The organism is Polynucleobacter sp. JS-Polo-80-F4, assembly GCF_018881965.1.
Classification (GTDB): Bacteria; Pseudomonadota; Gammaproteobacteria; order Burkholderiales; family Burkholderiaceae; genus Polynucleobacter.
In genome coordinates this window covers 1,402,368-1,425,890 of sequence record NZ_JACVPI010000001.1, presented here as the reverse complement: position 1 = coordinate 1,425,890, position 23,523 = coordinate 1,402,368, and the positions used below count along the sequence as shown (strand labels likewise).

Annotated in this window: 27 protein-coding genes; 17 read left to right on the top strand and 10 right to left on the bottom strand. The window is 46.2% G+C overall.

Annotated elements, in window-relative coordinates:
* Nucleotides 1-34: 34 nt before the first annotated feature.
* On the bottom strand, nt 35-937 hold the full coding sequence (locus tag ICN20_RS07355) for a DMT family transporter (RefSeq protein ID WP_216239175.1): 903 nt from the start codon (nt 935-937) through the stop codon (nt 35-37).
* Between the two features lie 146 nt (nt 938-1,083).
* On the opposite strand from ICN20_RS07355, the gene ICN20_RS07350 reads away from it, so the two are divergent.
* From ICN20_RS07350 to ICN20_RS07330, 5 genes are all read left to right on the top strand, one after another.
* Nucleotides 1,084-2,229 carry an alpha-hydroxy acid oxidase gene (locus tag ICN20_RS07350; RefSeq protein ID WP_215361341.1) on the top strand — a complete coding sequence of 382 codons (1,146 nt, stop codon included), beginning with the start codon at nt 1,084-1,086 and terminating at the stop codon, nt 2,227-2,229.
* Between the two features lie 168 nt (nt 2,230-2,397).
* Nucleotides 2,398-3,030 carry a hypothetical protein gene (locus tag ICN20_RS07345; protein WP_255534682.1) on the top strand — a complete coding sequence of 211 codons (633 nt, stop codon included), beginning with the start codon at nt 2,398-2,400 and terminating at the stop codon, nt 3,028-3,030.
* Nucleotides 3,031-3,053: 23 nt separating this feature from the next.
* On the top strand, nt 3,054-3,245 hold the full coding sequence (locus tag ICN20_RS07340) for a hypothetical protein (RefSeq protein ID WP_215392325.1): 192 nt from the start codon (nt 3,054-3,056) through the stop codon (nt 3,243-3,245).
* Between the two features lie 95 nt (nt 3,246-3,340).
* A complete protein-coding gene (locus ICN20_RS07335) occupies nt 3,341-3,877 on the top strand; it encodes a cytochrome b (RefSeq protein ID WP_216239174.1) in 537 nt (178 codons plus the stop codon).
* 23 nt (nt 3,878-3,900) lie between these two features.
* Nucleotides 3,901-4,077 (top strand): hypothetical protein, encoded by a 177-nt coding sequence (locus tag ICN20_RS07330; RefSeq protein ID WP_216189937.1) that lies wholly within the window; start codon nt 3,901-3,903, stop codon nt 4,075-4,077.
* Nucleotides 4,078-4,131: 54 nt separating this feature from the next.
* On the opposite strand, the gene ICN20_RS07325 is transcribed toward ICN20_RS07330, so the two are convergent.
* Nucleotides 4,132-5,232: an alkene reductase gene (locus ICN20_RS07325; protein WP_216239173.1), complete on the bottom strand. Its 1,101-nt coding sequence runs from the start codon at nt 5,230-5,232 to the stop codon at nt 4,132-4,134.
* Nucleotides 5,233-5,315: 83 nt separating this feature from the next.
* Entirely contained in the window at nt 5,316-6,221 is a 906-nt protein-coding gene (locus tag ICN20_RS07320) for a hydrogen peroxide-inducible genes activator (RefSeq protein ID WP_216239167.1), read from the bottom strand.
* Between the two features lie 84 nt (nt 6,222-6,305).
* Between ICN20_RS07320 and ICN20_RS07315 the strand changes: the two genes are divergently transcribed.
* The 3 genes from ICN20_RS07315 (at nt 6,306) to ICN20_RS07305 (ending at nt 8,310) form a co-directional block, all read left to right on the top strand.
* On the top strand, nt 6,306-6,851 hold the full coding sequence (locus ICN20_RS07315) for a rubrerythrin family protein (protein ID WP_255534681.1): 546 nt from the start codon (nt 6,306-6,308) through the stop codon (nt 6,849-6,851).
* A 61-nt stretch (nt 6,852-6,912) separates the two neighbouring features.
* Nucleotides 6,913-7,080 carry a rubredoxin gene (locus tag ICN20_RS07310; protein ID WP_068321654.1) on the top strand — a complete coding sequence of 56 codons (168 nt, stop codon included), beginning with the start codon at nt 6,913-6,915 and terminating at the stop codon, nt 7,078-7,080.
* Nucleotides 7,081-7,140: 60 nt separating this feature from the next.
* Complete coding sequence (locus ICN20_RS07305; protein WP_216239165.1) at nt 7,141-8,310, top strand: NAD(P)/FAD-dependent oxidoreductase; 1,170 nt, start codon at nt 7,141-7,143, stop codon at nt 8,308-8,310.
* 94 nt (nt 8,311-8,404) lie between these two features.
* Here ICN20_RS07305 and ICN20_RS07300 read toward each other — a convergent pair whose 3' ends face one another.
* The 6 genes from ICN20_RS07300 to ICN20_RS07275 form a co-directional block, all read right to left on the bottom strand.
* Complete coding sequence (locus ICN20_RS07300) at nt 8,405-8,998, bottom strand: urate hydroxylase PuuD (RefSeq protein ID WP_216239164.1); 594 nt, start codon at nt 8,996-8,998, stop codon at nt 8,405-8,407.
* Between the two features lie 110 nt (nt 8,999-9,108).
* Nucleotides 9,109-9,885 carry a 3-hydroxybutyrate dehydrogenase gene (locus tag ICN20_RS07295; RefSeq protein WP_216239163.1) on the bottom strand — a complete coding sequence of 259 codons (777 nt, stop codon included), beginning with the start codon at nt 9,883-9,885 and terminating at the stop codon, nt 9,109-9,111.
* A gap of 121 nt (nt 9,886-10,006) precedes the next feature.
* On the bottom strand, nt 10,007-12,403 hold the full coding sequence (locus ICN20_RS07290; protein WP_216239162.1) for a xanthine dehydrogenase family protein molybdopterin-binding subunit: 2,397 nt from the start codon (nt 12,401-12,403) through the stop codon (nt 10,007-10,009).
* Nucleotides 12,404-12,423: 20 nt separating this feature from the next.
* A complete protein-coding gene (locus tag ICN20_RS07285) occupies nt 12,424-12,933 on the bottom strand; it encodes a (2Fe-2S)-binding protein (RefSeq protein ID WP_216239161.1) in 510 nt (169 codons plus the stop codon).
* Nucleotides 12,934-12,964: 31 nt separating this feature from the next.
* Nucleotides 12,965-13,819 (bottom strand): xanthine dehydrogenase family protein subunit M, encoded by an 855-nt coding sequence (locus ICN20_RS07280; RefSeq protein WP_216239154.1) that lies wholly within the window; start codon nt 13,817-13,819, stop codon nt 12,965-12,967.
* Nucleotides 13,820-13,947: 128 nt separating this feature from the next.
* Nucleotides 13,948-14,424 carry a CoxG family protein gene (locus ICN20_RS07275; RefSeq protein WP_216239152.1) on the bottom strand — a complete coding sequence of 159 codons (477 nt, stop codon included), beginning with the start codon at nt 14,422-14,424 and terminating at the stop codon, nt 13,948-13,950.
* Between the two features lie 112 nt (nt 14,425-14,536).
* Between ICN20_RS07275 and ICN20_RS07270 the strand changes: the two genes are divergently transcribed.
* The 8 genes from ICN20_RS07270 (at nt 14,537) to ICN20_RS07235 (ending at nt 21,683) form a co-directional block, all read left to right on the top strand.
* The gene (locus ICN20_RS07270; RefSeq protein WP_216239150.1) at nt 14,537-15,229 is read left to right on the top strand and encodes a TetR/AcrR family transcriptional regulator; all 693 of its coding nucleotides are present in this window, start codon (nt 14,537-14,539) and stop codon (nt 15,227-15,229) included.
* A gap of 14 nt (nt 15,230-15,243) precedes the next feature.
* Nucleotides 15,244-15,702, top strand: coding sequence for a VOC family protein (locus ICN20_RS07265; protein ID WP_223146556.1), 459 nt, complete (start codon nt 15,244-15,246; stop codon nt 15,700-15,702).
* Between the two features lie 9 nt (nt 15,703-15,711).
* A complete protein-coding gene (locus ICN20_RS07260) occupies nt 15,712-16,953 on the top strand; it encodes an FAD binding domain-containing protein (RefSeq protein ID WP_216239148.1) in 1,242 nt (413 codons plus the stop codon).
* A 74-nt stretch (nt 16,954-17,027) separates the two neighbouring features.
* On the top strand, nt 17,028-18,263 hold the full coding sequence (locus ICN20_RS07255; RefSeq protein WP_251367287.1) for an ABC transporter substrate-binding protein: 1,236 nt from the start codon (nt 17,028-17,030) through the stop codon (nt 18,261-18,263).
* Nucleotides 18,264-18,380: 117 nt separating this feature from the next.
* Nucleotides 18,381-19,235, top strand: a complete 855-nt coding sequence (locus tag ICN20_RS07250) for a branched-chain amino acid ABC transporter permease (protein ID WP_255534680.1) — start codon at nt 18,381-18,383, stop codon at nt 19,233-19,235.
* Between the two features lie 14 nt (nt 19,236-19,249).
* Complete coding sequence (locus ICN20_RS07245; protein ID WP_215392310.1) at nt 19,250-20,209, top strand: branched-chain amino acid ABC transporter permease; 960 nt, start codon at nt 19,250-19,252, stop codon at nt 20,207-20,209.
* Entirely contained in the window at nt 20,209-20,964 is a 756-nt protein-coding gene (locus ICN20_RS07240; protein ID WP_216239146.1) for an ABC transporter ATP-binding protein, read from the top strand. Before ICN20_RS07245 ends, ICN20_RS07240 begins: the two co-directional genes overlap by 1 nt.
* A 14-nt stretch (nt 20,965-20,978) precedes the next feature.
* A complete protein-coding gene (locus ICN20_RS07235; RefSeq protein ID WP_216239144.1) occupies nt 20,979-21,683 on the top strand; it encodes an ABC transporter ATP-binding protein in 705 nt (234 codons plus the stop codon).
* Here the strand turns inward: ICN20_RS07235 and ICN20_RS07230 are convergent.
* On the bottom strand, nt 21,680-22,183 hold the full coding sequence (locus ICN20_RS07230) for a YqaA family protein (protein WP_216239142.1): 504 nt from the start codon (nt 22,181-22,183) through the stop codon (nt 21,680-21,682). The genes ICN20_RS07235 and ICN20_RS07230 overlap by 4 nt on opposite strands.
* Before the next feature lie 160 nt (nt 22,184-22,343).
* On the opposite strand from ICN20_RS07230, the gene ICN20_RS07225 reads away from it, so the two are divergent.
* Entirely contained in the window at nt 22,344-23,513 is a 1,170-nt protein-coding gene (locus tag ICN20_RS07225; protein ID WP_215392306.1) for an acyl-CoA dehydrogenase family protein, read from the top strand.
* Nucleotides 23,514-23,523: the final 10 nt, after the last annotated feature.

Below are 23,523 nucleotides of genomic sequence, written 5' to 3'. Positions count from 1 at the left end.
CCTTTAAAACGGCATTTTTGCCTGTTTTAACGTGTCACCCTCCCTTTTTGGAGGAGATCACAATGCCCGCAACAATCAGAGTAAAGGCAATGCCATGAAATAGTTGTGGCGGCTCACCCAGCATGGCGGCCGATAAAAGCGCAGTAAACAGGGGAATGAAATTAGCAAAAAAGGCAGCAACCGTAGGGCCCGCTCCGTTCACACCTAAACCCCAGCAACGATAAGCGATGAGCGAGGGGCCAATTGCAACAAAGATAATTAAAGATGCGGTCCACCAATTGAGATCCAAAAAGGCATGTCCAGCAGCAATTTCAAAGCCGTCAAAAAAACCTGTCCACAAGAGACCTACTGTTACTTGCGCCATTAAAAATTCAGCCCACGGCCATTGACGTTCCGTACTAGAACCTGGACGACTTAACATCCAACTATAAAAAGCCCACAAGATTGTGGCCAACATAATTAAAAGATCGCCTACTACCATCTCCATCGACAGCAAGGCTGCCAGATCTCCTCGCGTGAGCACAATGCCAACACCTAGCAAGCTCACTACTGCCCCAATCATTTGCAAGATGCTTGGCTTTACCTGATAAAACACCGCTCCAATAAATAACATCCAAATCGGCATACTGGCACCAATCAAGGTGACATTAATAGCAGTAGAGGTTTGGAGTGCGAGATAGAGCAGCACGTTGTAGCTACCAACTCCAAATAAACCCAAGAGTAGAAAACGCTTCTTGTTTTGCCATAAGGCACTTCCCGGCATAAAGACACGCCAACCCAAAGGAAGCAATAACAAAGCGGCCAATCCCCAACGCACGGCACTTAAGGTAATCGGAGAGATGCTACCCACCAATACGCGCCCTGCAATTGCGTTACCCGCCCACAAGGCCGTAGCCGTGAGCAAGGAGAAAATCGTGGATAAATTCAGCTGATACATTCAGGGGCTTATTGGGGAAGTAGTTATTTGAGGTCTCAAAGCAAGGGATACCCTAGCATTGTAGAAACAAATCCCCGGTATTGCTAAGATAGAGCTTAAATTAAGCTTTTGCTTCAACAAAATAGCATTAAATAGAAGGAAACATTGTGGCAATCATTACCAATATAGAAGACTTGCGGGTCCTCCATCAAAAACGCACCCCCAAGATGTTCTATGACTATGCTGACTCCGGATCATGGACTGAGTCAACTTATCGCGCCAATGAATCCGATTTTCAAAAGATCAAGCTTCGCCAGCGTGTAGCGGTCAACATGACCAACCGCACCACCAAGACCACTATGGTTGGCCAAGAAGTGGCTATGCCAGTTGCGCTCGCTCCTACTGGTCTGACTGGAATGCAGCATGCTGATGGTGAAATTTTGGCAGCCAAGGCTGCTGAAAAGTTTGGCGTGCCGTTCTGTTTATCTACCATGAGCATTTGCTCAATTGAAGATGTGGCGGAGCGCACTACAAAACCATTTTGGTTTCAACTGTATGTTATGAAAGATCGCGGCTTTATTGAGCGCTTGATCGAACGCGCTAAGGCAGCCAAATGTTCTGCGCTAGTACTCACATTAGATTTACAAATCCTAGGTCAACGACACAAGGATTTAAAAAACGGTCTTTCGGCACCTCCTAAACTAACCATTGCCAATATGATCAATATGGCAACCAAGCCACGCTGGTGTTTGGGTATGGCAATGACGCCGCGTAGAACATTTCGCAATATTGTTGGGCACGCTACCGGCGTAGGCAACATGTCTTCCCTATCCTCTTGGACTGCAGAGCAGTTTGATCCAGGCCTTAATTGGGGTGATGTGGAGTGGATCAAAAAACTTTGGGGCGGAAAGCTGATCATCAAAGGAATCCTAGATGAAGAAGACGCTCGCTTAGCCGCAAACTCAGGCGCTGACGCATTGATTGTCTCCAACCACGGCGGTCGCCAATTAGATGGTGCCATCTCTAGCATTCGAGCTTTACCTGGAATTGTGGATGCCGTTGGCAAGGACATTGAAGTTTGGATGGACGGCGGTATTCGTTCAGGGCAGGATGTTCTCAAGGCATGGGCCCTTGGTGCACGCGGTACGATGATTGGTCGTCCATTCCTTTATGGCTTAGGCGCTATGGGTGAGGCTGGTGTCACTAAGTGTCTCGAGCTGATTCACAATGAGCTAGATATCACTATGGCATTTACAGGCCATCGCGATATCCAGAATGTGACTAAAGATATTTTGTATCCAGGAACCTTTTAAATTTTTCATCTCTTAAATTACCCTCTTGCCGTTTTTGGAATCTCATTCCTAGTCTTTGCGTTCTCAGTTTGGTTTGGGCATGACGTACTGAGCCGTTACCGCACTAAAGATACCGAGACCTCTGCAGACCTGGGCATCATTCAGACTGCCACCCTAACCTTGTTGGCCTTGATTATCGGGTTTACCTTCTCAATGGCTATTGATCGCCATGATCAGCGAGAGATATTTGAGGAGGGTGAAGCAAATGCCATCGGCACTGAATTCTTGAGGGCAGATCTACTACCCCCTAAGGCATCTGCGGCCACAAAAGTATTACTCATGCAATATACAGATCAACGTATTTTGTTTTATTCAAAGCAGACTCCGGAAAAAATTCAAGAGATTCGCAATAAAACAGATCAGCTGCAAACTGCCCTTTGGAATGAAATTCTACCGGCCGTTAAAACGAAAGACACGCCCGTCATGGCGCTAGTTACTTCTGGCATGAATGATGTTCTGAATTCTCAGGGTTATGTTCAAGCAGCATGGTGGAATCGCATTCCCTTGACCGCTTGGGCCTTAATGGCAGCGATCGCCATCTGCGCTAACCTCCTAGTTGGATTTGGTGCTCGTAATTTTGAGAAGAATGTCGGTCTATTCATGATCTTCCCATTCGTCATCTCAGTGTCCTTCTTTTTAATCGCTGACATTGATAGTCCCAGGGGCGGAATTATCCGCATTGAAGCTAGAAACTTAGTGGCATTAAAAGCTAACTTAACTCAACAGATGGATGCAAGCAGCCCATCTATCAGCAATAAATAAGCTTCACCATAAAGGCGGTACAGATGAAACGTGTAGTGGATGTCTTTAAAAACCGTGGCCGTGAGCTAGTCTGGACCTATGTCATTCACCTTCAAAATGACGAAGAATTTCATCCTGGACAGCTAGACTTTGAAGTTGAAGCCCTGAGACTCTCCCAGGTAGATAAACGCGGAGCAGCCAACGAGCTCAGCGCCAAGGTAAGACTGAATAACTGACATTTGACGGATATTGGAGGGGAATACCCCCAATATTGCTAATGTTAATGAGATTCATTATCATTTATAATGAATCTACTTAATCATTAGCGCCCATGACAAGAACTAAATACCACCCAGTCTCCATATTCTTCCATTGGTTTGTTTTCCTCTTGGTAATAGCTGCTTTTGTAATCATTGAACTCAAAGGACAGTTTCCAAAGGGGAGCGAGCCTCGTGAGCTATGCAAAACAATCCATGGCGTAATCGGGCAGCTCATTTTTTTAGCCATGGCTCTGCGCCTGATAGTGCGCTTCACTTATGGCGTTCCTAAGCCTACAAACCCAAAACGCTTGTTTGTTTCCTTAGCAACTGCAATGCATTGGCTGCTCTATGCCCTGCTTTTGATATCCCCCATCTTTGGCCTCTTGTATTTTCAGTATGGCGGCAAAGAAATCCACTTCTTTGGCTTGGTGTGGCCTCAGTTCGTTACCCCCAATCCAGAGATGAAAAAAGTAGTGGAAGGCATTCATGAGTTTTTAGGAAACTCACTCTACTTTTTAATTGGTATCCATGCCTTAGCTGGTTTGTGGCAACATTACGTCATCAAGGACGATACACTTCGTCGTATGTTGAATAAAGTACGTGCCTAAACTAAAGCTGGAGTAATAAGTAAATGAAGCCACTCTCTAAAAAAGCCAAAATGGCAATAGGATGGACAGTCTTAATGACTGTCGTGGGAACTGCGATGCTGCACCAGTGGCAATTCTTTGCAATGGGTTGTGCATCTCTGGCCTTACTACTAGTGGCTAATCAATACGATCTTTTAAAAGATCCTGAAGACAAAAAATAATCCCACCTGCTTAGGTGGGATTACTATTAAGGACCCCAAGATTTGGGGTTTGTATTACAGACTTGGATAGTCTGTGTAACCTACTTCCTTACCGCCATAAAAAGTAGCGCGGTTATAAGGATTGAGAGCAGCGCCCTGCTGGAATCTCTCTGCCAAATCTGGATTAGCAATATAGAGTCGTCCATAAGCAACTGCATCAGCCAAACCATCTTCCAATACTTTCTCGCCCATCGCCTGGTCATAGCCACCAGCAGTAATGAACTTGCCTTGATAGGCTGCGCGGAACATTTCAGAGGTAATTGGAGCATCTTCAAGCACCTGGTCGCCACCGCCAGCGCTGGTTGAGCGTGGCTCAATCATATGAACGTAAGCTAAGTGATAGCTATTAAGTTTAGTAATTGCAGCAGTGAATAAAGCGACTGGATCACTATCACCCATATCGTTAAAGGTGCCGTATGGCGAAAGACGAACCCCCACCTTATCACTTGGAAATACCTTGCTAACTGCCTCAATGACTTGACCCAATAAGCGCAGGCGGTTCTCAATCGAGCCACCATATTCATCAGTACGTTGATTCGTTTTGTCCTGCAGGAACTGATCTAACAAATAACCATTGGCCGAGTGAATTTCAATACCATCAAATCCGGCTGTCTTGGCATTTTGTGCAGCTGCCTCAAACTCTTTAAGCAAACGAGCAATGTCTGCTGTCGTCATTGCCGTTGGCGTCTCATAGTCATGCAGCTGCCAATCGGCGCCATAGGTTTGACCGGCCGCAGCAATTGCTGAAGGTGCCTCAGGCACACCCTGCTCTGGATGCAAAGAAGAATGGGAGATGCGACCCACATGCCACAGCTGAGCAACAATTGCGCCGCCCTTAGCATGAACTGCTGCAACGATCTCTTTCCAGGCCGCAGTTTGTTCTGCAGAATAAATTCCAGGTGTCGCTGGGTAACCCTTACCCAAAGCAGAAATTTGTGTAGCCTCGGTAATAATGAGTCCAGCACTCGCTCGCTGTGCGTAATACGTTTTCGCCAGAGGGCTTGGTACATCTCCGTCGACTGCACGCATCCTGGTAAGAGGCGCCATTACTAAACGATTTTTTAATTGAATGGATCCGAGACTTACCGGAGTGAACATGATTTCTTTGCCTGACATTTGCTGCCTTTTATTAAGTAATAAATAAGATGGGTGACTGTAACAAGAATTTGTCTATTTTGCAGAGCACTTCAAGGAAGCATTTAAGTTACCCCAAATTGCTCACGAATGCAGTTGGCCAGCGCACTAAATTCCTGAGTATGCGCGGTAGATGGTCTTGCAACTAATGCGATAACCCTTTTGGGGGCTGGTGCAGCCAACTCTTTTGCTACTAATGCAGAGTTATTCAATAAACTACTTTTGACTGCCATTCCAGGAAGTAATGCAATTCCAAGGCCAGACTCCACCATTTGCAATAAGGTTAGAAGGCTAGTGGCCTCCAAGCCTTCAGCCTTACGAATATCAGCGCGCTTACAAGCTTGCAAGCTATGTTCTCGCAAGCAATGCCCCTCCTCTAGCAATAAGAGTCGCTCAGCCATCTTGGCCGGCAAAGTTACCTCTTTTCCTTTTAAGGCGGGATCACCTTCTTTAGCAACCAACCAAAAATGATCGTCAAACAACTCCTGCACCAGAAGACCATCTACATCATATGGCAGCGCAATCAAAGCAAAATCCAATTTATGCTCGGCCAATCTGGAAAGTAAATTTGCTGTGAGATCTTCTCTAAGGGTGATCTTCAGTTCCGGAAAACGTTTACGAACTTCCGGTAAAACAGCAGGCAATAAAAATGGTGCGATAGTTGGAATGACACCTAATCGAATCGTAGCGGTCATGGGCTTGCCGGTTGCGCCTGCATACTCCACTAAATCTTCTGATGCTGCCAAGATGACTTTGGCGCGCTCAAGCACCTCCAACCCGATTGGGGTGAGGGAAACGTTCTGTCGGTCACGCTCGACTAAATGGATCCCAAGAGCGTCCTCTAATTCTTTTAGCCCAGCACTTAAAGTAGATTGACCCACGAAACAGGCCTGGGCTGCGCGTGTGAAATTGAGTTCTTTTGCCAGGGCAACGAAATATCCTAGTTGTCTTAAAGACGGTAGATAGGCCATTACCACTCCTTTATCGAATAATTAGATTAATACTATCATAATGATTCATTGGACTGATAAACAAATAAGGCGCACACTGCATTCATGGTTGAGAAAGCAGTAAAGATGACTCAACAAACCGAACGTCTTATTAAAGGAATCAAAATGACACGCCCAGAAATCAAAACCATCCACAACTTAGAATCCGCCTTTGCTGGTGAATCCATGGCCCATATTAAGTATCGTTATTTTGCAAAATTGGCTCGTGCTGCAGGCGACGAGGAAACTGCAAAGATTTTCGAGGCTACTGCCGACCAAGAAGTCATGCATGCTTTTGGCCACCTAGACTTACTCTACCCTGCTGGCACTATTACCCCAGCACGCGCATTAGAGATCGCCATTGAAGGTGAAACTTATGAGTACACCGAAATGTACCCTTCGTTTCGTAAAACGGCAGTCGAGGAAGGTAACGCTGCTGCCATACAAGAAATTGATGAGCAAATTGCAGAATCCAAAGAGCACGCAGAGCAATTTCAGGCGGTATTAGCTAAAGCAGCAAAACGCTTCGCTGCGTTGGCTAATGTTGAAGAACGCCATGCAAACCACTACAAACAGGCCTTGGAAAAGGCAAAGGTATTTGCCGCTCAATAAGGGCAACGCAGAAATATTTAGAAATTAAATTTAAAATCGAATCACTATTTAAGGAATCAAGATGAAAACTTATCAATGTATCGTATGCGGCTATATATATGACGAAGCTAAAGGTATCCCAGAAGATGGCATTCCTGCTGGAACCCTTTGGGCTGATGTGCCCGAAGACTGGGAATGCCCAGACTGTGGCGTTGCCAAGGCCGACTTTGAAATGGTTCAGGTAAGCTAAGACCCATTTAGCCCCACCCACTTCAACCGTTTACTTTTTTCTTATTTGGAGAGCCCAGCTTTGGATCAAACCACCCCTCAATCCCAATCCGCAATTGTCATCATTGGCAGCGGATTGGCTGGCTACACCCTCATTCGTGAAATCCGTAAACTGGATAAAGCAGTTCCCATTACTTTGGTCACTCGGGAGCCTGGATATTTTTATTCCAAGCCTATGCTCTCTACCGCACTTGCTAGCAAGAAAGAAGCTGCGCAATTAATCTCTACTCCAGCTGATGGTATGGCAACACAACTAGAGTTAACTGTTTTAGCGGACTGTAATGTCAGCTCAATTGATGCTAGCAAAAAAACTATTCAAACCAATAAAGGTGAAGTTTCTTACGATAAGCTCATCATGGCTTTGGGTGCCGATCAAATTCGTTTGCCGCTTCAAGGTAATGCTGCCAGCGAAGTCATCACGGTCAATGATTTAGAGGACTACGCACGTTTCCGTAATGCTATCTCTGGAAAAAAGAAGGTAGCCATTCTAGGTGCCGGTCTCATTGGTTGTGAATTTGCAAATGATCTTGTATTGGGTGGTTATGAAGTAGATGTGATTGACCTAGCCCCACAAGCCTTAGGTCGACTGCTTCCCGAAGCTGCAGCGCTTGAACTGCAGAGTAAATTAAGTGCCGCTGGTGTGCGTTGGCACCTCTCAACGACCGTTCAAGCAATTGATCGCCAGGGAGACTCTCTTCAGGTATCACTTGCAAATGGCAATACTATTTCTTGTGATGTCTTTTTATCTGCTGTTGGTCTAAAGCCCAGACTTGAATTAGCAAAAGCTACTGGCATCAAGACTGATATTGGTATTCAGGTAAATCGCGAACTCGAAACCAATCTTAAGAACATCTTTGCCATTGGAGATTGTGCAGAGGTTAATGGTTTGGTTTTGCCTTACGTGATGCCCATCATGCAAGCAGCAAGAGCTTTGGCGCCCACCTTAATTGGGCAAACCACTGCATTAACTTATCCCGCAATGCCTGTAATGGTTAAAACACCGGCATTGGCCACAATCGTTTCGCCTCCTGCTAAGGGCGCGGAAGGTAAGTGGACCACAACACCTGTTGAAGGCGGTCTAGAAGCGCGTTTTGAGTCCAACGATGGAAAGTTATTGGGCTTTGCACTCATGGGTGCTGCCACAGCACAACGTAGCACCCTCACCAAAGAGCTTCCTGCTATTCTGGCTTAAGTAAATCCCCCCACCCCCCCCCTACCCTACAACGGGAAAGGAAGAAACAAAAAGGCCCGCAATGCGGGCCTTTTATATATGCAGCAGGCAGTGATTAAGAAACGATCACGAACCAAGTAGTGTTGTGTGATTGTGCAACCATCAAGAACAACATTGGTACTGATAGCAATGTATTCAAGCGGGAGGTCAACATCGCAACGCGAGCTGATTTTGCTTTTACATCTGCCTCAACAGTAACCATGCCAAGAGCACGTTTTTGATTTGGCCAAATGATGAACCAAACGTTGAAGGCCATTACCAAAGCAATCCACATACCCAAACCGATTGCGCGGAATGGAGCTTGCAATGTGAAAGCTTGATGCAAGTAACCATTTAATGCAGCAACGATCAAACCAGTGACCACAGTAAACAAAGCTGCATAACGGAACCAGAACAATGCTGCTGGAGCAATCACTTTGCCGATAGCTGGTTTTTGCTCATCAGGAATCTTTGGCATAGAAGGAATTTGCACAAAGTTAAAGTACCAAAGCAAGCCAATCCACATCACGCCAAACATCACGTGCAACCAACGGAAAATAAATGGGAGCTCTGCAGAGCTAAAGTTGCCGCCCAAAGCGAAAATAATTAAAACGAGAAGAACGAAGCCCGCCAAAACGGTGCGTCCCAAAGAGGTCAAGATTGATGCCATTAAAGGATCTCCTATGAGTAAAGATGGGTCTAACTATAAACGATTCTGGTAATTTTGTATGTGTACCCCAAAATCCAGAATTCTTACTAAAAATAGAGACTTAGCTCGATTTATTGTGCAGTCCAACCGCCATCCATGTTCCAAGCCACGCCACGAACTTCAGAAGCGTCAGGGCCACACAGAAATACTGCCAAGGCTGCCAATTGCTCTGGGGTGACAAATTCTCCTGATGGCTGCTTCTCTGAAACCAAGGCAGTCTTAGCCGCCTCATTAGAAATGCCTTCACGCTCAGCGCGGGCGTCCACTTGTTTTTGAACCAGTGGAGTTAATACCCAACCTGGGCAGATTGCGTTGCAAGTAATACCAGTGCGTGCATTTTCCAGGGCTGTCACTTTAGTGAGACCCACAATGCCATGCTTAGCTGCAACATAGGCCGCCTTCTGTGTAGATGCTACCAAGCCATGGACTGAAGCGATATTGATGATGCGGCCCCAGTTGCGTTTTTTCATACCAGGCAATGCATGATGTGTCGTATGAAAGGCTGAACTTAAATTGATAGCAATGATGGCATCCCATTTATCCGTTGGGAACTCTTCAATATTGGCTGTGTACTGAATGCCAGCATTATTAATAAGGATGTCTAATGATCCAAATCGCTTTTCTGTTTGCTTGATGAGATCTTCAATTTCAGCGGGCTTACTCATATCTGCACCGTGATAATCCACCTCCACTCCACAGGCTTTAATTTTGGCAATAGCTTCGTCTTTTTCGCCAAAACCATTCACCATAATATTGACGCCCTGCTTTGCCAATGCAATGGCCATTCCCAAGCCAATACCACTAGTGGAGCCAGTGACTAAGGCTGTTTTACCTTTTAATGTGGACATATCTTTTACCGTATCAAGTTAACCAGGGGCTCTTCAAATGCTTTGCCCAAAACTTGATGTTACAGGATGTGTTAACCCACCCCAGCAGGTCATGCGCCAGGGTGGTCAAGGCCACTAGAAATTAGATTTTCTTTAGTGCCCGCAGGATCTTTTCGCAGGTAATAGGCTGGTCAAAGACGGTTGCGTTAAATGGCGCTAAGGCATCGTTGATTGCATTTTGAACAGCGCCTGGCGCGCCTGCAGTGCCAGCTTCCCCCGCTCCTTTGGCCCCCAATTTTGAGGATTGAGTTGGAGTCTCTACGTGAGCCACTTCAATATCGGGCATCTCATTAGCCATAGGCACTAGATAGTCAGCCATACTGCCATTGCGCAGCAAACCACTTTCATCATAGAGACACTCTTCGAATAGAACGCCACCAATACCCTGAACAATTGCGCCGCGCACTTGTTCATTTACCAACATAGGATTAATGACACGCCCACAGTCTTCTACAGCCCAATGCTTGAGTAACTTGACGAAGCCTGTATCTGGGTCAACCTCAACATAAGAAGCTTGTACGCCATTCGTAAAGATGAAGGGATATTCTTTTTGTGTATAGTGACGTGTCACCATCAGATCAGCAGAGAAACCAGCTGGCAAAGTATCGGTACGGAAATAACCTACTCTTCCCACTTCACTAAACGGCATCAACTGTTCACCGGTAGCCTTATCCAAGATATAGCCACGACGTGCAGTGAGCTCTGTAACAGGTCGATTCAAAATAGCGCCAGCAAGCTTAATAATGTTTTCTTGCAGGGCTTGGGAAGCCAGTAGAACAGCCTCGCCACCTACGCCAGCGCCACGCGATGCCCAAGTACCGCCACCATAAGGAGTGACATCAGTGTCGCCGGTAACAATGCGAACTTGATCAATTGGAACACCAACCGCATCCGCTGCAATCTGGGTATAAATACCTTCAGTACCCTGACCCTGCTCTCCTACGCCAATTAATACAGAGATCACACCACTTGGATCCATACGCACTGTAGCGCCATCCTGAGAAGCAATGCGAGCACCACCTACTCCATAGAAGGCAGGGCTTGGATTGGTTAATTCAATCAGAGTTGCAAATCCAATGCCGCGATAAATACCCTTCTTACGTAACTCAGCCTGCTCTTTGCGCAATGCTGGATAGTCCATCATTTTCTCGATGGTTTGCAAGCATTGCTCATGAGAAAGAACTTCTAACTTAATACCAGAGATTCCGGAGCATGGATAAGCATCATCTGGAATCACGTTACGTTTACGGAACTCAAGTGGATCCATCTGTAATTTTTGCGCAGCCAAGTCGACCAAGCCTTCAGTAACCGCGCAGGCAATAGGATGACCTACCCCACGATACTGACAAGTTGGCGTTTTATTCTGGAAGACCACATTCAATTGAGCGCGATAGTTCTGATGTTTGTATGGACCACCCACCAAGTTGACAACCTGGTTGCCTTCAATAGCACTGGTTCTAGGGAACATGGAGTAAGGACCGATGGCTGTTAAGTCATCAATCTCAAAGGCCAATATATCTCCTGCCTTATTGGCAGCAATACGGCCTTTAATGCGGTGCTCACGTGCATGAATATCGCTCGTAAATGATTCCAGGCGATCTGCAACAAACTTTACAGGGCGCTCAAGCATCATTGCCAGACCCACAGTTGCAAAGTCATCTGGATACGCGTGAACTTTGATACCAAAAGAGCCGCCTACATCTTTACAAATCACATGCACATCAGATTCTGAAAGCCCAAACTGACGGCAATATAAATCTTGCATCATGTGTGGCGCTTGTTGTGAGTGATATACCGTCAAGCGACGATCGCCTGGGTTGTAATCTGCAATTTGACAGCGTGGCTCAAGCGTTACCCCGGTATGGCGCCCAAATCCAAAAGTAGCTTCAGCAACTACATCTGCTGTTGCAAATACTTCATCTACATTACCGACGTCTAAGGTGCGAGTAAAGCATAAATTGTCGCCAAGTTCGGGGTGAATTACAGGGGTATCTGCATCCAGTGCAGTTTCCATGGAAACCACGGCTGGCAATTCTTCCCACTCAACATCAACATGCTGCAAGGCATCTTCCGCTTGCGCTCTAGTTTCAGCAACCACCGCCACCACTGGCTCACCCTGCCAACATGCACGATCAATTGCTAATGCATGCTGAGGCGCTGACTTCATGCCAGCTAGGTGACCTAAGGTTGCAACCCATGGCTTACAAATTGTTGCCATTTGCACACCATCTACAACCGCTAATACACCAGGCATTTTGCTAGCGTGCTCTGTATGTATTTTTCCAATCTTCATGTGCGCTACAGGAGAGCGCCAGAAAACCACATGGGCCATACGTGGCAAATGAATGTCATCAATATAAGTGCCCTGACCTTCTAGCAGACGGCGAGCTCCATGTCTTGGTTCGCTATGGCCGATATAACGCTGATCGTTTGTTACTGGATCAAGCACCATTCCCTTTAAATCACTTGGCTTATTCATAATGCGTTTTCCTCAGTACCTTAGGCGTTAGCAAGGACAGGTTTAATTTTTTGACCCTTAGCGCGAGCATCCAATACGTCGACAATCGCATCCACAATGGAGTGGTAACCAGTGCAACGACAATAATTACCAGAGATCCATTCGCGCACTTCTTCGCGCGTAGCTTTGGGTTGCTTCTCAATCAACTCTGCTGCAGCCAACAACATGCCGGAAGAGCAGAAACCACACTGCATAGCGTTATGGCGCATAAATGATTCTTGCAAGTCAGTTAAAGTGCCGTCTTTGGTGAGGCCTTCGACGGTTTCAACTACAGCACCATCGGCTTGAACCGCTAAAAAGAGGCAGCCTCGAATGATTTGCCCATTCACCTTGACGGTACAGGCCCCGCACGCACCCTGCTCGCAGCCTAAATGAGGGCCCTTGAGGTGAAGATCTTCACGCAAAAAATCCACTAGATGTCTACGTGGCTCAATCTCTGCGTTTACAAGTCGACCATTCACGGTCATTGAAATTTTCTTCTTCAAACTCATCCTGATCTCCGAATTCTTTTATTGATTGAGCTTAAGCAATCATCTGCTTGAGTCCGCGCTCAAGTAGTACACCAATTAAATGTTGTTTAGCTTCTGCGCTATTGGTGATATCCGCAATCGCTTCGATTTCATTGCGAGCTTCGGCCACCGCTTTAGCAATGACTTCATCCGTTAACTTTTGACCATCCACTAATTCTTGAGATTTTGTTGCCATCACTGGTGTAGCGCCAACAGAAAAGAATGTGAATGCGCAGTGGGTTAAAACATCGCCCTGCTTTTGCGCAACTGCTGCCAGTCCTGCAACCGCGTAATCCCCATGACGTCTGGCAAGCTCATGAAAATAGAATACCTCTTGCTTACTTGCAAGAGGAATCTCAGTAGCGACCAAAATTTCATCAGGCTCTAATGAAGTTGTGTACAGATCAATAAAGAAATCTTGAGCTGAAATTCGGCGCTCGCCTGCAGGACCATGAATGATCATTGTCGCCCGCAAAGTCAAGCTGCAAGCGGGCCATTCGGCCGCTGGATCACCATAAGCCAAGGACCCGCCCCATGTACCCAGATTTCGAATCGCACGATGCGCAATGTGTGGAGCTGCTGCTTTTAAAAGTGGTGCATGTTTTGCCACTAATTCTGAATCTTCAATTTCGGTATGCGTTACTAACGCACCGATACGCAGGTTGTCACCAACAATAGAAATACCTTTGAGCTCAGCTATATCAGTGATGTCAATTAATACGCTAGGTTCAGACAAGCGCATATTCAATGTAGCCAATAGAGTCTGTCCGCCTGCAATTAAGCGGGCATCATCGCCACCCTGCTCAAGCAAAGACAGGGCCTCTTGTAATGCCTTAGGCTTTACATAATCAAATGCTGCAGATTTCATTACGTCTCCTCCACCACCAATGTATTTAGCGTTGATAGCTATTTATTTTTTTGCACTACCTATTTACTGCAACTGCTTTTTATAGTTTTATTTTTGAGTCTTATTTTTAGAGCCTAATGACTGCTCTTTTATTTACTACCAGCGTCTGACTCCAACGCTTCTGTCTCCCCGCCTAATTCCTTTGCAAACTTCTGAAAAAAGTCGTCTGCAATCTTTTTTGCCGATGCGCTAATCAAGCGACCACCAATTTGACCTAATTTGCCGCCAATGGAGGCTTCGGTTGTGTACGAAACCAAAGTACCGCCTTCAGCCTGCTTTAGCTCTACCCGTGACTTGCCTTTGGCAAACCCTGCCGCCCCACCTGATCCCTCAAAGGCCATAGAACAGGACTGGTCTGGAACGATATCGCTAAGGAACAATTTCCCGGCAAAACGCGCTCTAACTGGCCCAATCTTGAACATCACCTTGGCATGAATCTCTTCTGGGGAGATGCGGCTAATTTCCTCGCAGCCTGGAATAGACTTGGCTAGAACGTCAATATCGTTCAAACCCTTCCACACTTCAGGGATTGGAGCCGATATGAGTTGCTCGCCATTTAATTCCATTTGATCTCCTTGGGGTTTGTACGAATAGAGTCTTATCTACCAATTGTTCAACAATGTACCATTATTTAACTTTTGGTCAATAAGTCCAAATTCGGATAAACCCTGAGAAACCATGCGTTTTACTGAAGATAGCGTTACCAGCCCAAATACTGCTGAAATTTCAGAAGGCTCAATGGCGCCTATCCGAAAAAGAATGGGAACCGCCGAGCGTAAACGCCAAATATTGGATAGCGCTATTCAGTTTTTTGCCAGAAATGGCATCGATGGTCAATTAAGGAATTTGTCCAAAGAATTAGGTATCACCCATACCCTGCTCTATCACTACTTCCCAACCAAAGATGCGCTGATTCAAGAGGTTTACAAAGAAGTCTTTGAATCCAGATGGAAGCCAGAGTGGGAAGAGTTACTAGACGATGAGTCCCTCACTCCAGAGGAAAAATTTAATGCTTTCTATTTGGATTATTCCAACACAGTCCTCACTTATGACTTTGTGCGTATCTTGATTTTCTCTGGTTTAAGTGATCATTCCATTAGCGATCGTTTCTTTGAACTCTTACGTACTCGCTTATTACCAAGACTCATTCGCGAAACTCGTAAGTATTGTGGCAGGCCTGATACATCAAAGCCTACCCAGCGTGAACTTGAATTTCTTATGGGCCTGCATGGCGGCGTCTTCTATATCGGCATGAGGCGCTGGATCTATGGGCAAGCTATCTATGCCGCTGAGAGCCCCAATACAGAACAAGAAATCATTCGCGATCGTGTGCAGTCTTACCTTCATTCCGCTAAATCCCTATTTGCCTAATCTAAAAGGTCACCATGTCTAATTTAAGCCTGAATCACTTTTCTATTCGCAGTCTCGAGATCGAAAAAACTACTGACTTCTATAGCAAGTTATTAGGTCTAACGGTCGGCCCAAGACCAGAGTTTCCGTTTCCAGGCGTTTGGCTTTACAACGGTGATGAGAGTAGCTGGGCAAATGCAGTCTTACACCTGATTGCTATTGATAAGAATGATCCAAACGGACTAAAAAAATATTTAGGGGAGCGCGATCCTAGCTCCCTATACGGATCTGGCGCGGTTGATCACATTGCTTTTTTTGCAACCGGCTTAGAAGAGAAGATTAACTTGCTTAAAGAATTAAAGATTTCCTATCGCGAGCGAACCGTGCCAGTAATAGGGCTCCATCAAATATTTTTGGATGATCCCAATGGCATTGTCATTGAATTGAACTATCCAGCATCCGAAAAAACTGCCCTAGATGCGAAAGCAGCATAGGCCTCATTCATGGCAAAAATTCTAGTCATTGGCGGCTCTCTTGGCGGCTTGTTCGCAGCGAATATCTTGCTGCGCCAAGGCAATGACGTCACCCTACTAGAAAAGACAGTTGGATCTCTGGATGGACGCGGCGCTGGCATTGTGACCCATGATGCTCTAGCCCAAGCGCTAAAAGCCGCCGGAGTCACCGTTGATGAAACATTGGGCGTTCCCGTTACCAAGCGCATTACTTTAGGCGCTGATGGGCAAAGTCTGGGTGAGATGGAGTTACCGCAAGTACTTACCTCCTGGAGTCGCCTGTATCAGATGCTGAAGGAAAGCTTTCCGAGTGAGCGCTATCTTCAAGGCAAGACAGTAAAGTCGGTTGCACAAGATGCGGACGCTGTGCAGGTGATTTGTGAAGATGGTAGCCAATACGATGCTGAATTACTGATTGCATCTGATGGCATTCGCTCTGCAGTGCGAGCGCAAGTTGCGCCACAGATTCAGCCTGAATACGCTGGCTATATAGCTTGGCGCGGCGTATGTGATGAGGCCTGCTTATCAAACTACACACTTGATACCCTATTTAATCGCTTTGGTTTTTGCCTGCCCAATGGTGAGCAAATGCTCGGCTACCCAGTGGCGGGTTCGGGTAATGACACGCGCCCTGGTAAGCGTCGCTATAACTTTGTTTGGTATCGACCAGCGTCAGAGCATGAAGATTTGGTCAGCCTTTTAACTGATGACAACGGACATTACTACCCTACCGGCATTCCACCTCTGAAAGTCTCCTGGAAGCATATTGCCCACATGCGCAAAGTAGCGCGAGAAATTTTGGCGCCTCAGTATGCTGAGATTCTTGAAAAAACAGCCATGCCATTTTTACAGGCTATTTATGACGTTCGCTCCGAACAGATTGTCTTTGGCAGGATTGCGTTAATGGGTGATGCGGCCTTTGTTGGTAGGCCGCATGTTGGGATGGGCGTTACTAAGGCTGGTGATGAAGCTATTGCAATTGCAAAGCATATTGCTGCACTCGGCGCTACTCCAGATGCACTCAATGCGTATGGAGAGGAACGACTCAAATTAGGTCAGCAAGTAGTTGCCAGGGCCCAATATTTGGGGCGCTATATGCAAGCCCAGGGTAGCAAGGGCGATAGGGATAACGAGAAGCTCAAAAGAAACGCCGATACTGTCATGGCGGAAACCGCGATTGATATCAGCGATCTATTAGCTCAAGGGAAAGCAGTGCCTGAATCTGCACATTAAAAGGCGCATTCAGTTAAGATTTAAAAAACAAAAAGTATGCTTATTTAACTAAGTTTTATATGGAGGAGACAACCATGAAACAAAAAGTAACGAATCAAACAAGACGACAGATGTTGATTGGTGGAGCTGCAGCTGCAAGCACACCACTTTGGCTAAATGTTGCAAACGCTCAAGCCGACACTATTAAGATTGGCTTTCCAACCCCATTGACAGGTCCATTCTCTGCTGAGGCGCAGGACCAAGTAAAGGCAGCTGAATTAGCCATCAAAGAATTTAACGATGCCGGTGGATTTAATGGTCGCAAAGCAGAACTCTTGGTGCGTGATGACAAACTAAACCCTGGTGAAGCAGCTACTCGCACTTTAGAGTTAATTGAAAAAGATAAAGTCAACTTTGTAGTTGGCTCACTTTCTGCAGCAACTCAACTCTCAATTAACGCCGTATGTAAAGAGCGTAAAGTTTTGTTTAACTCCATCAGTCAATCTGATGCAATTAACGAAGCAAAAGATTGGAGTGTTTATACATTCCACGAAGCGCTTAACCCAACTATGACTGCTGGTGCCGTAGCGCGCTACTCCATTCCTCGCTTTGGTAAAAAAATTGTTTTCCTCACGGCTGACTATGCTTACGGCCACGAAATGGTTCGCGCTTTTGAGCGTGCAGGCAAGGAAATGGGTGCCACTACCTTGGCCGACATCCGTCATCCATTGGGCGCATCTGATTACTCCGCTTTCTTGCCACGCATCAAAGCTTTGAATCCAGATATTTTGGTTCTCTGTAACTTTGGTCGCGACTTAGTCAATGCAGCAAAACAATGTACCGACTTTGGCCTTAAATCTAGCATGAAGATTGTTACGCCAGTGCTTCTCTACACATCACGTCTTGCTGGTGGACCAGAGGCCTTTGAAGGCATCATTGGTGGCACTTCTTATTACTGGGGTCTAGAAGATCGCATCCCAACCGCCAAAACATTTAACGATGCTTTCCGCAAAATGTATAACGGCTCCGTGCCATCTGACTACGGCGCACTAGGCTACGCTGGTGTGAAGAGCGTCTTGGCTGGGGTGAAGATTGCAAAATCTACTGACACCCTAAAAGTGGTTGCAGCCATGGAGAATATGAAGTACGACTGGTACAAAGGACCTGAGTACTATCGTAAGTGCGACCATCAGGCCGTGCAAACCGTCATCATCGTAGAGTCTAAGTCTAAGAATATGAAAGACAAGTATGACGTCTTCAATATTTTGACGATTGAACCTACTACTGAGAAAAACATGCGCTCTTGCGCAGAGCTAGGCCATAAAGCCTAATCCAAAAATTTCAGGGTGGATATCTCATTCACCCTGATTCACTCCCCAACACCATATGGTTGAGGGGAGTTTTTTCTGAGTACATTTATGACCGGTCTTTCATTTGAACTTCTTTGCATGCAGCTGCTTACAGGCATCGCCTTAGGCAGTATTTATGCACTTTTAGCCCTGGGCTTATGCCTTATTTTTGGCATGCTCAATGTGGTGAACTTCGCCCATGGCGCCTTCTTTATGGTGGGCGCATTTTTAGGCGTGTATTTTTTGGGTGTCACTGGAAGCTTTTGGTTTAGCTTGGTGCTGACGCCATTGCTCACTGGTGGCATAGGTCTTGTCACTGAACGCTTCTTGGTACGGCCTTTGTATGGGCGTGGCCTTGATTACCCTCTGCTACTGACCTTTGGTCTCTCTTATGTTTTGATCGAAGTCATGCGCGTTACTTTTGGCATTGAAGGTCTGCCTTCAGTTACTCCAGAAGGTCTTGGCGGAACCATGAACGTAGGCATTGGCTATTTTCCTAAATACCGCCTCTTCTTAATTGCCGCTACCGCCGTGATTATTTTGGGCGTCTGGTTCTTCATTCAGAAGACGCGCTACGGCCTCATCATCAAGGCCGGTGCTGCCGATCAAGAAATCGTCAAAGTCCTTGGCGTTGATATCGCCAAGGTTTGGCTATTAGTATTTGGATTGGGCTGTGCAATTGCGGGCTTGTCTGGAATCCTAGCCTCACCAACACGCTCAGTAAACCCAGAAATGGGCATCCCCATTTTGGCAGAGTCTTTTGTGGTGACTGTAGTTGGCGGTATGGGTTCACCAGTAGGCGCAGTCGTTGCCGGTTTATTGGTAGGCATTGTCTACAGTATGACCTCCCTCTTCTTCCCTGACTTAGCAGAGCTCTCCATTTTTGTTTTGATGGCAGTAGTACTGTTAATTCGCCCACAAGGTTTATTTGGTAAAGCAGGAGCGATGGGCTAAGGCTCCGTATATTTATGAATTCATTTTTCCAACTCATTGCACGTCATCGCGTTCTAGCTAGCACGCTGTTCTTGGCAATATTTCCGTTCATCATGCCCTACGAAGCCTTGGCGATCAATATTTTGATCTTTGGTTTGTTTGCCATGGGCTTTAACTTGCTGTTTGGTTACATGGGCCTACTATCCTTTGGTCATGCAGCATTTTTAGGTATTGGTAGCTACCTTACTGGGATAGGCATTGTTCACTATGGCATGCCATGGGGAGCTGCAATTCTGATTGGCATTATTGGCGCGGCTATAGGTGGTCTCATCATGGGCTACCTTGCCATTCGCACTCGTGGCATCTACTTCTCCATGGTGACCTTAGCCCTTGGTCAGATTGTGTATTACATCTTCTACAAGGCAGAGAGCCTTACCGGTGGCGAGAATGGTTTACGTGGTGTCCGTGTAGATGAATTCAACGTCCTGGGCATCCCAGTAGACTTCTTAAATCCATTGGTGAAGTACTACATCATTCTTTTCTTTGTAGTCATTGCAATTTGGCTAATCTCTCGTATTCTGAGCTCGCCATTAGGCGCAGTGATGGAAGCAATTCGTGAGAACGAAAAACGTGCAGCAGCGTGTGGATTCGATGTAGCGAGAACCAAGCTATTGGTGTTCGTATTGTCTGCAGCGATTTGCGGTTTAGCTGGCTCATTACGCGCCCTTCACCTCTCTATCGTGCCAATTGATTCACTGCACTACCTTCAGTCTGGTCAAGCAGTCATGATGAGTATTCTGGGCGGTATGGGTACATTCTTTGGTCCATTTATTGGTGCTGCAGTCATGCTCTATCTGGAAGATGTCGTCACCACCTTCACTAAGCACTGGATGGCAGTTGTTGGCTTAGTCTTTATGTTCTTTGTGCTGTTCTTCCCTAAAGGTATCTGGGGCACCATTCTGAGCAAGCTACAGATTAATCAGGATTCGAAATAATGAATAGCACAACTACCACTCCTATTCTTGAAGCACGTCATGTCAGCAAGAGCTTTGGTAAGTTCAAGGCATTGCAAGATGTATCCACTAGCTTTATGCCGGGAACACTGACCGCAATCATTGGACCGAATGGCGCAGGCAAAAGTACCTTCTTTAATGTCTTGAGTGGCGCTTTCCCCCCTACAAGCGGTCAAATCCTATTCAATGGCAAAGACATAACCGGTATGCAGCAGCATGAGTTCGCTCGTATTGGGATCTCCAAAAGCTTTCAGATTACGAATGTCTTTAAACAACTGAGCGTTCATGAGAACGTCCGTGTTGCTGCACAGATGGAGACAGCGCGCTACAACTTCTTCCGTAATGCTCAAAGTTATCCAAAGCCAATTGAGATTGCCGATGAATTACTCCGCAGAGTTAATCTAGAGCACTTACGAAATAAGAAAACCGGTGACCTAGCCCATGGCCAACAGCGTGCACTAGAAATTGCCATGGCTTTGGCCTGCAACCCTAGCCTCTTGCTACTAGATGAGCCGACTGCCGGTATGTCGCCAGAAGAAACGCTGGTCATGATGGAGCTTATTCGCACCCTCGCTAATGAGCGCACGGTGATTTTGGTTGAGCACAAGATGAAACTCATTATGGGTTTATGCAAACGCATCATTGTTCTGCATCACGGCGAGTTCTTGGCTGAAGGCACTCCAGAGGAAATTCAAAACAATGCTGAGGTACGTCGTGTGTACCTGGGTCAAGGTTAAATAGAAAGCAAACTATGTTGCGTGTAGAAAACTTAAACGCGTGGTATGACCGTAGTCACGTATTACAAGGCGTCTCACTTGAAGTGAATAAAGGTGAAATTGTGACCTTAATGGGCCGCAATGGTGCCGGTAAAACCACTACCTTGCGCTCATTAATGGGCCTATTATCCAAGCGTCAAGGTAAAGCCTCTATTGATGGCACGTCATTTTTAGATTTGCCCGCACATGAACGCTTTCACTTAGGTCTCGCTTATGTTCCAGAGGATCGTCGCATTGTTCCTGGCCTTACCGTTAAGGAAAACCTTGAGCTTGGAGTAATTGCCAAGAAAAAAGCAGGCGACATGAGTGCACTGGTTGATGAGATTGCTGAAACTTTCCCAAGACTCAAAGAGCGACTTCACCAAGATGGCACTTCCATGTCGGGTGGCGAACAACAGATGCTCGCCATTGCCAGGGCCATGATCGGGAAACCTAAAGTCATTCTGCTCGACGAACCCTCGGAGGGTATCATGCCGGTCTTGGTTGAAGAGATGTTTGAGTTGTTTGCTAAATTAAAGCAGCAAGGTTTAACAATTTTGCTAGTAGAGCAGAACGTACAACAAGCCCTAAAGATTTCTGACCGTGCTTACATCTTGGATCAGGGTGAAATTGTGTTTCATGACACTGCACAGAATCTTTTAAACAATGATGAGATTCAGCAGAAGTATTGCGCGGTTTAAATCAGATGCAGCCAATGTCCCAGCTGGTGCCAAAAGCTATCAGGGACTAATGTAAGCAGCCAGGTAAGCGCAATGAAACGGAATAGCTTACCAATGAACATATAAATCAGGCACGGCTGCCAAGGCAGCTTTAACCACCCTGCCGCCAGGCATAAGGGGTCGCCTAATCCAGGCAGCCAAGATAGCAGCAGCAGCTTGGGGCCCCACTCCCCAAGCCAACCCTTAAGTCGACTGTTGCTCGGCTCATCCATCGCCTTAAAACGGTTGCGTGCCAGCACTCCCAGCCACCAATCCACCATCCCACCCAGGGTATTGCCAACAGTGGCAACCATAATGGCAACCCAAAATAAGTGCGGGTTCAAGGTGATGTAACCAAATAGGATGGGCTCCGAACCGGCAGGTATTAAGGTCGCAGAAATAAAGGCGCTGATGAAGACTGCCGGCAAACCAACCGATGGCATCTCAAACCATCCAAAAAAATGCTCGAACATATGCTCCATTAAGTAATGACCTTTAGGCTGCAGGCATACAGGAGGGTTTCTTTGGGGCACATGTAGTCTATTTTGCCTTGTTTTGGGCAATCTCCATGAATTTCAAATCTTGCTTAAACTAATGCCTGAAATGGTGAATAAGCCATAAAACCTATAAATTGAGACTTCCATGAATCACCCTATTCCGAAACCTGACCAGTACCAAGAAATGCGTGAAGCATTGCGCGACCTCTGCGGATCTTTTGATTCTGCTTACTGGCAAAAGATTGATCACGAGCGTGGCTATCCAGAGGCTTTTGTAGATGCTATGACTAAGGCTGGATGGTTGGCCGCTTTAATTCCAGAAGAATATGGCGGCTCTGGTTTGGGCTTAGCTGAGGCTTCCGTGATCATGGAGGAAATTAACTTTTCAGGCGGCAACTCAGGTTCATGTCATGGGCAAATGTACAACATGGGTACTTTATTGCGTCACGGCTCCGAAGCACAGAAAAAAATGTACCTTCCGAAAATTGCATCTGGTGAGTTACGCCTCCAAAGCATGGCTGTTACTGAACCCACTACCGGAACTGACACCACCAAACTCAAAACTACTGCAGTAAAAAAGGGTGATAAGTATGTAGTGAATGGTCAAAAGGTTTGGATTTCACGCATACAGCATTCTGATCTCATGATCCTGCTAGCTCGCACCACCCCACTAAGCGAAGTGCAACGCAAGTCAGAGGGCATGTCGATCTTTATCGTGAACTTAGCTGATGCTATTGGTAAAGGCATGGAAGTAAGACCGATCGCCAATATGGTCAACCATGAAACCAATGAAGTGTTTTTTGATAATCTTGAAATCCCCGCTGAGAACCTCATTGGCACTGAAGGGCAAGGCTTTAAATACATTCTGGATGGCCTCAATGCAGAGCGCGTACTAATCGCAGCCGAATGTATAGGCGATGCCTATTGGTTTATTGATCGCGCTCGTCGCTATGCCAATGACCGCGTAGTATTTGATCGCCCTATCGGCAAAAATCAAGGTATTCAATTTCCGATTGCGGATAGCTATATCGAAACTGAAGCCGCTAATCTGATGCGCTTTAAGGCTTGTGAATTATTTGACAATCATCAGCCTTGTGGGCCTGAAGCCAATATGGCTAAGTACCTAGCTGCCAAAGCTTCATGGGAAGCAGCCAATGTCTGTTTACAAACTCATGGTGGATTTGGCTTTGCCAATGAATACGATGTAGAGCGTAAGTTCAGAGAAACCCGCCTATATCAAGTAGCACCGATCTCAACGAATTTGATTTACTCCTACATTGCCGAGCACGTTCTTGGCCTACCAAGATCTTTCTAAGGGAATGTTC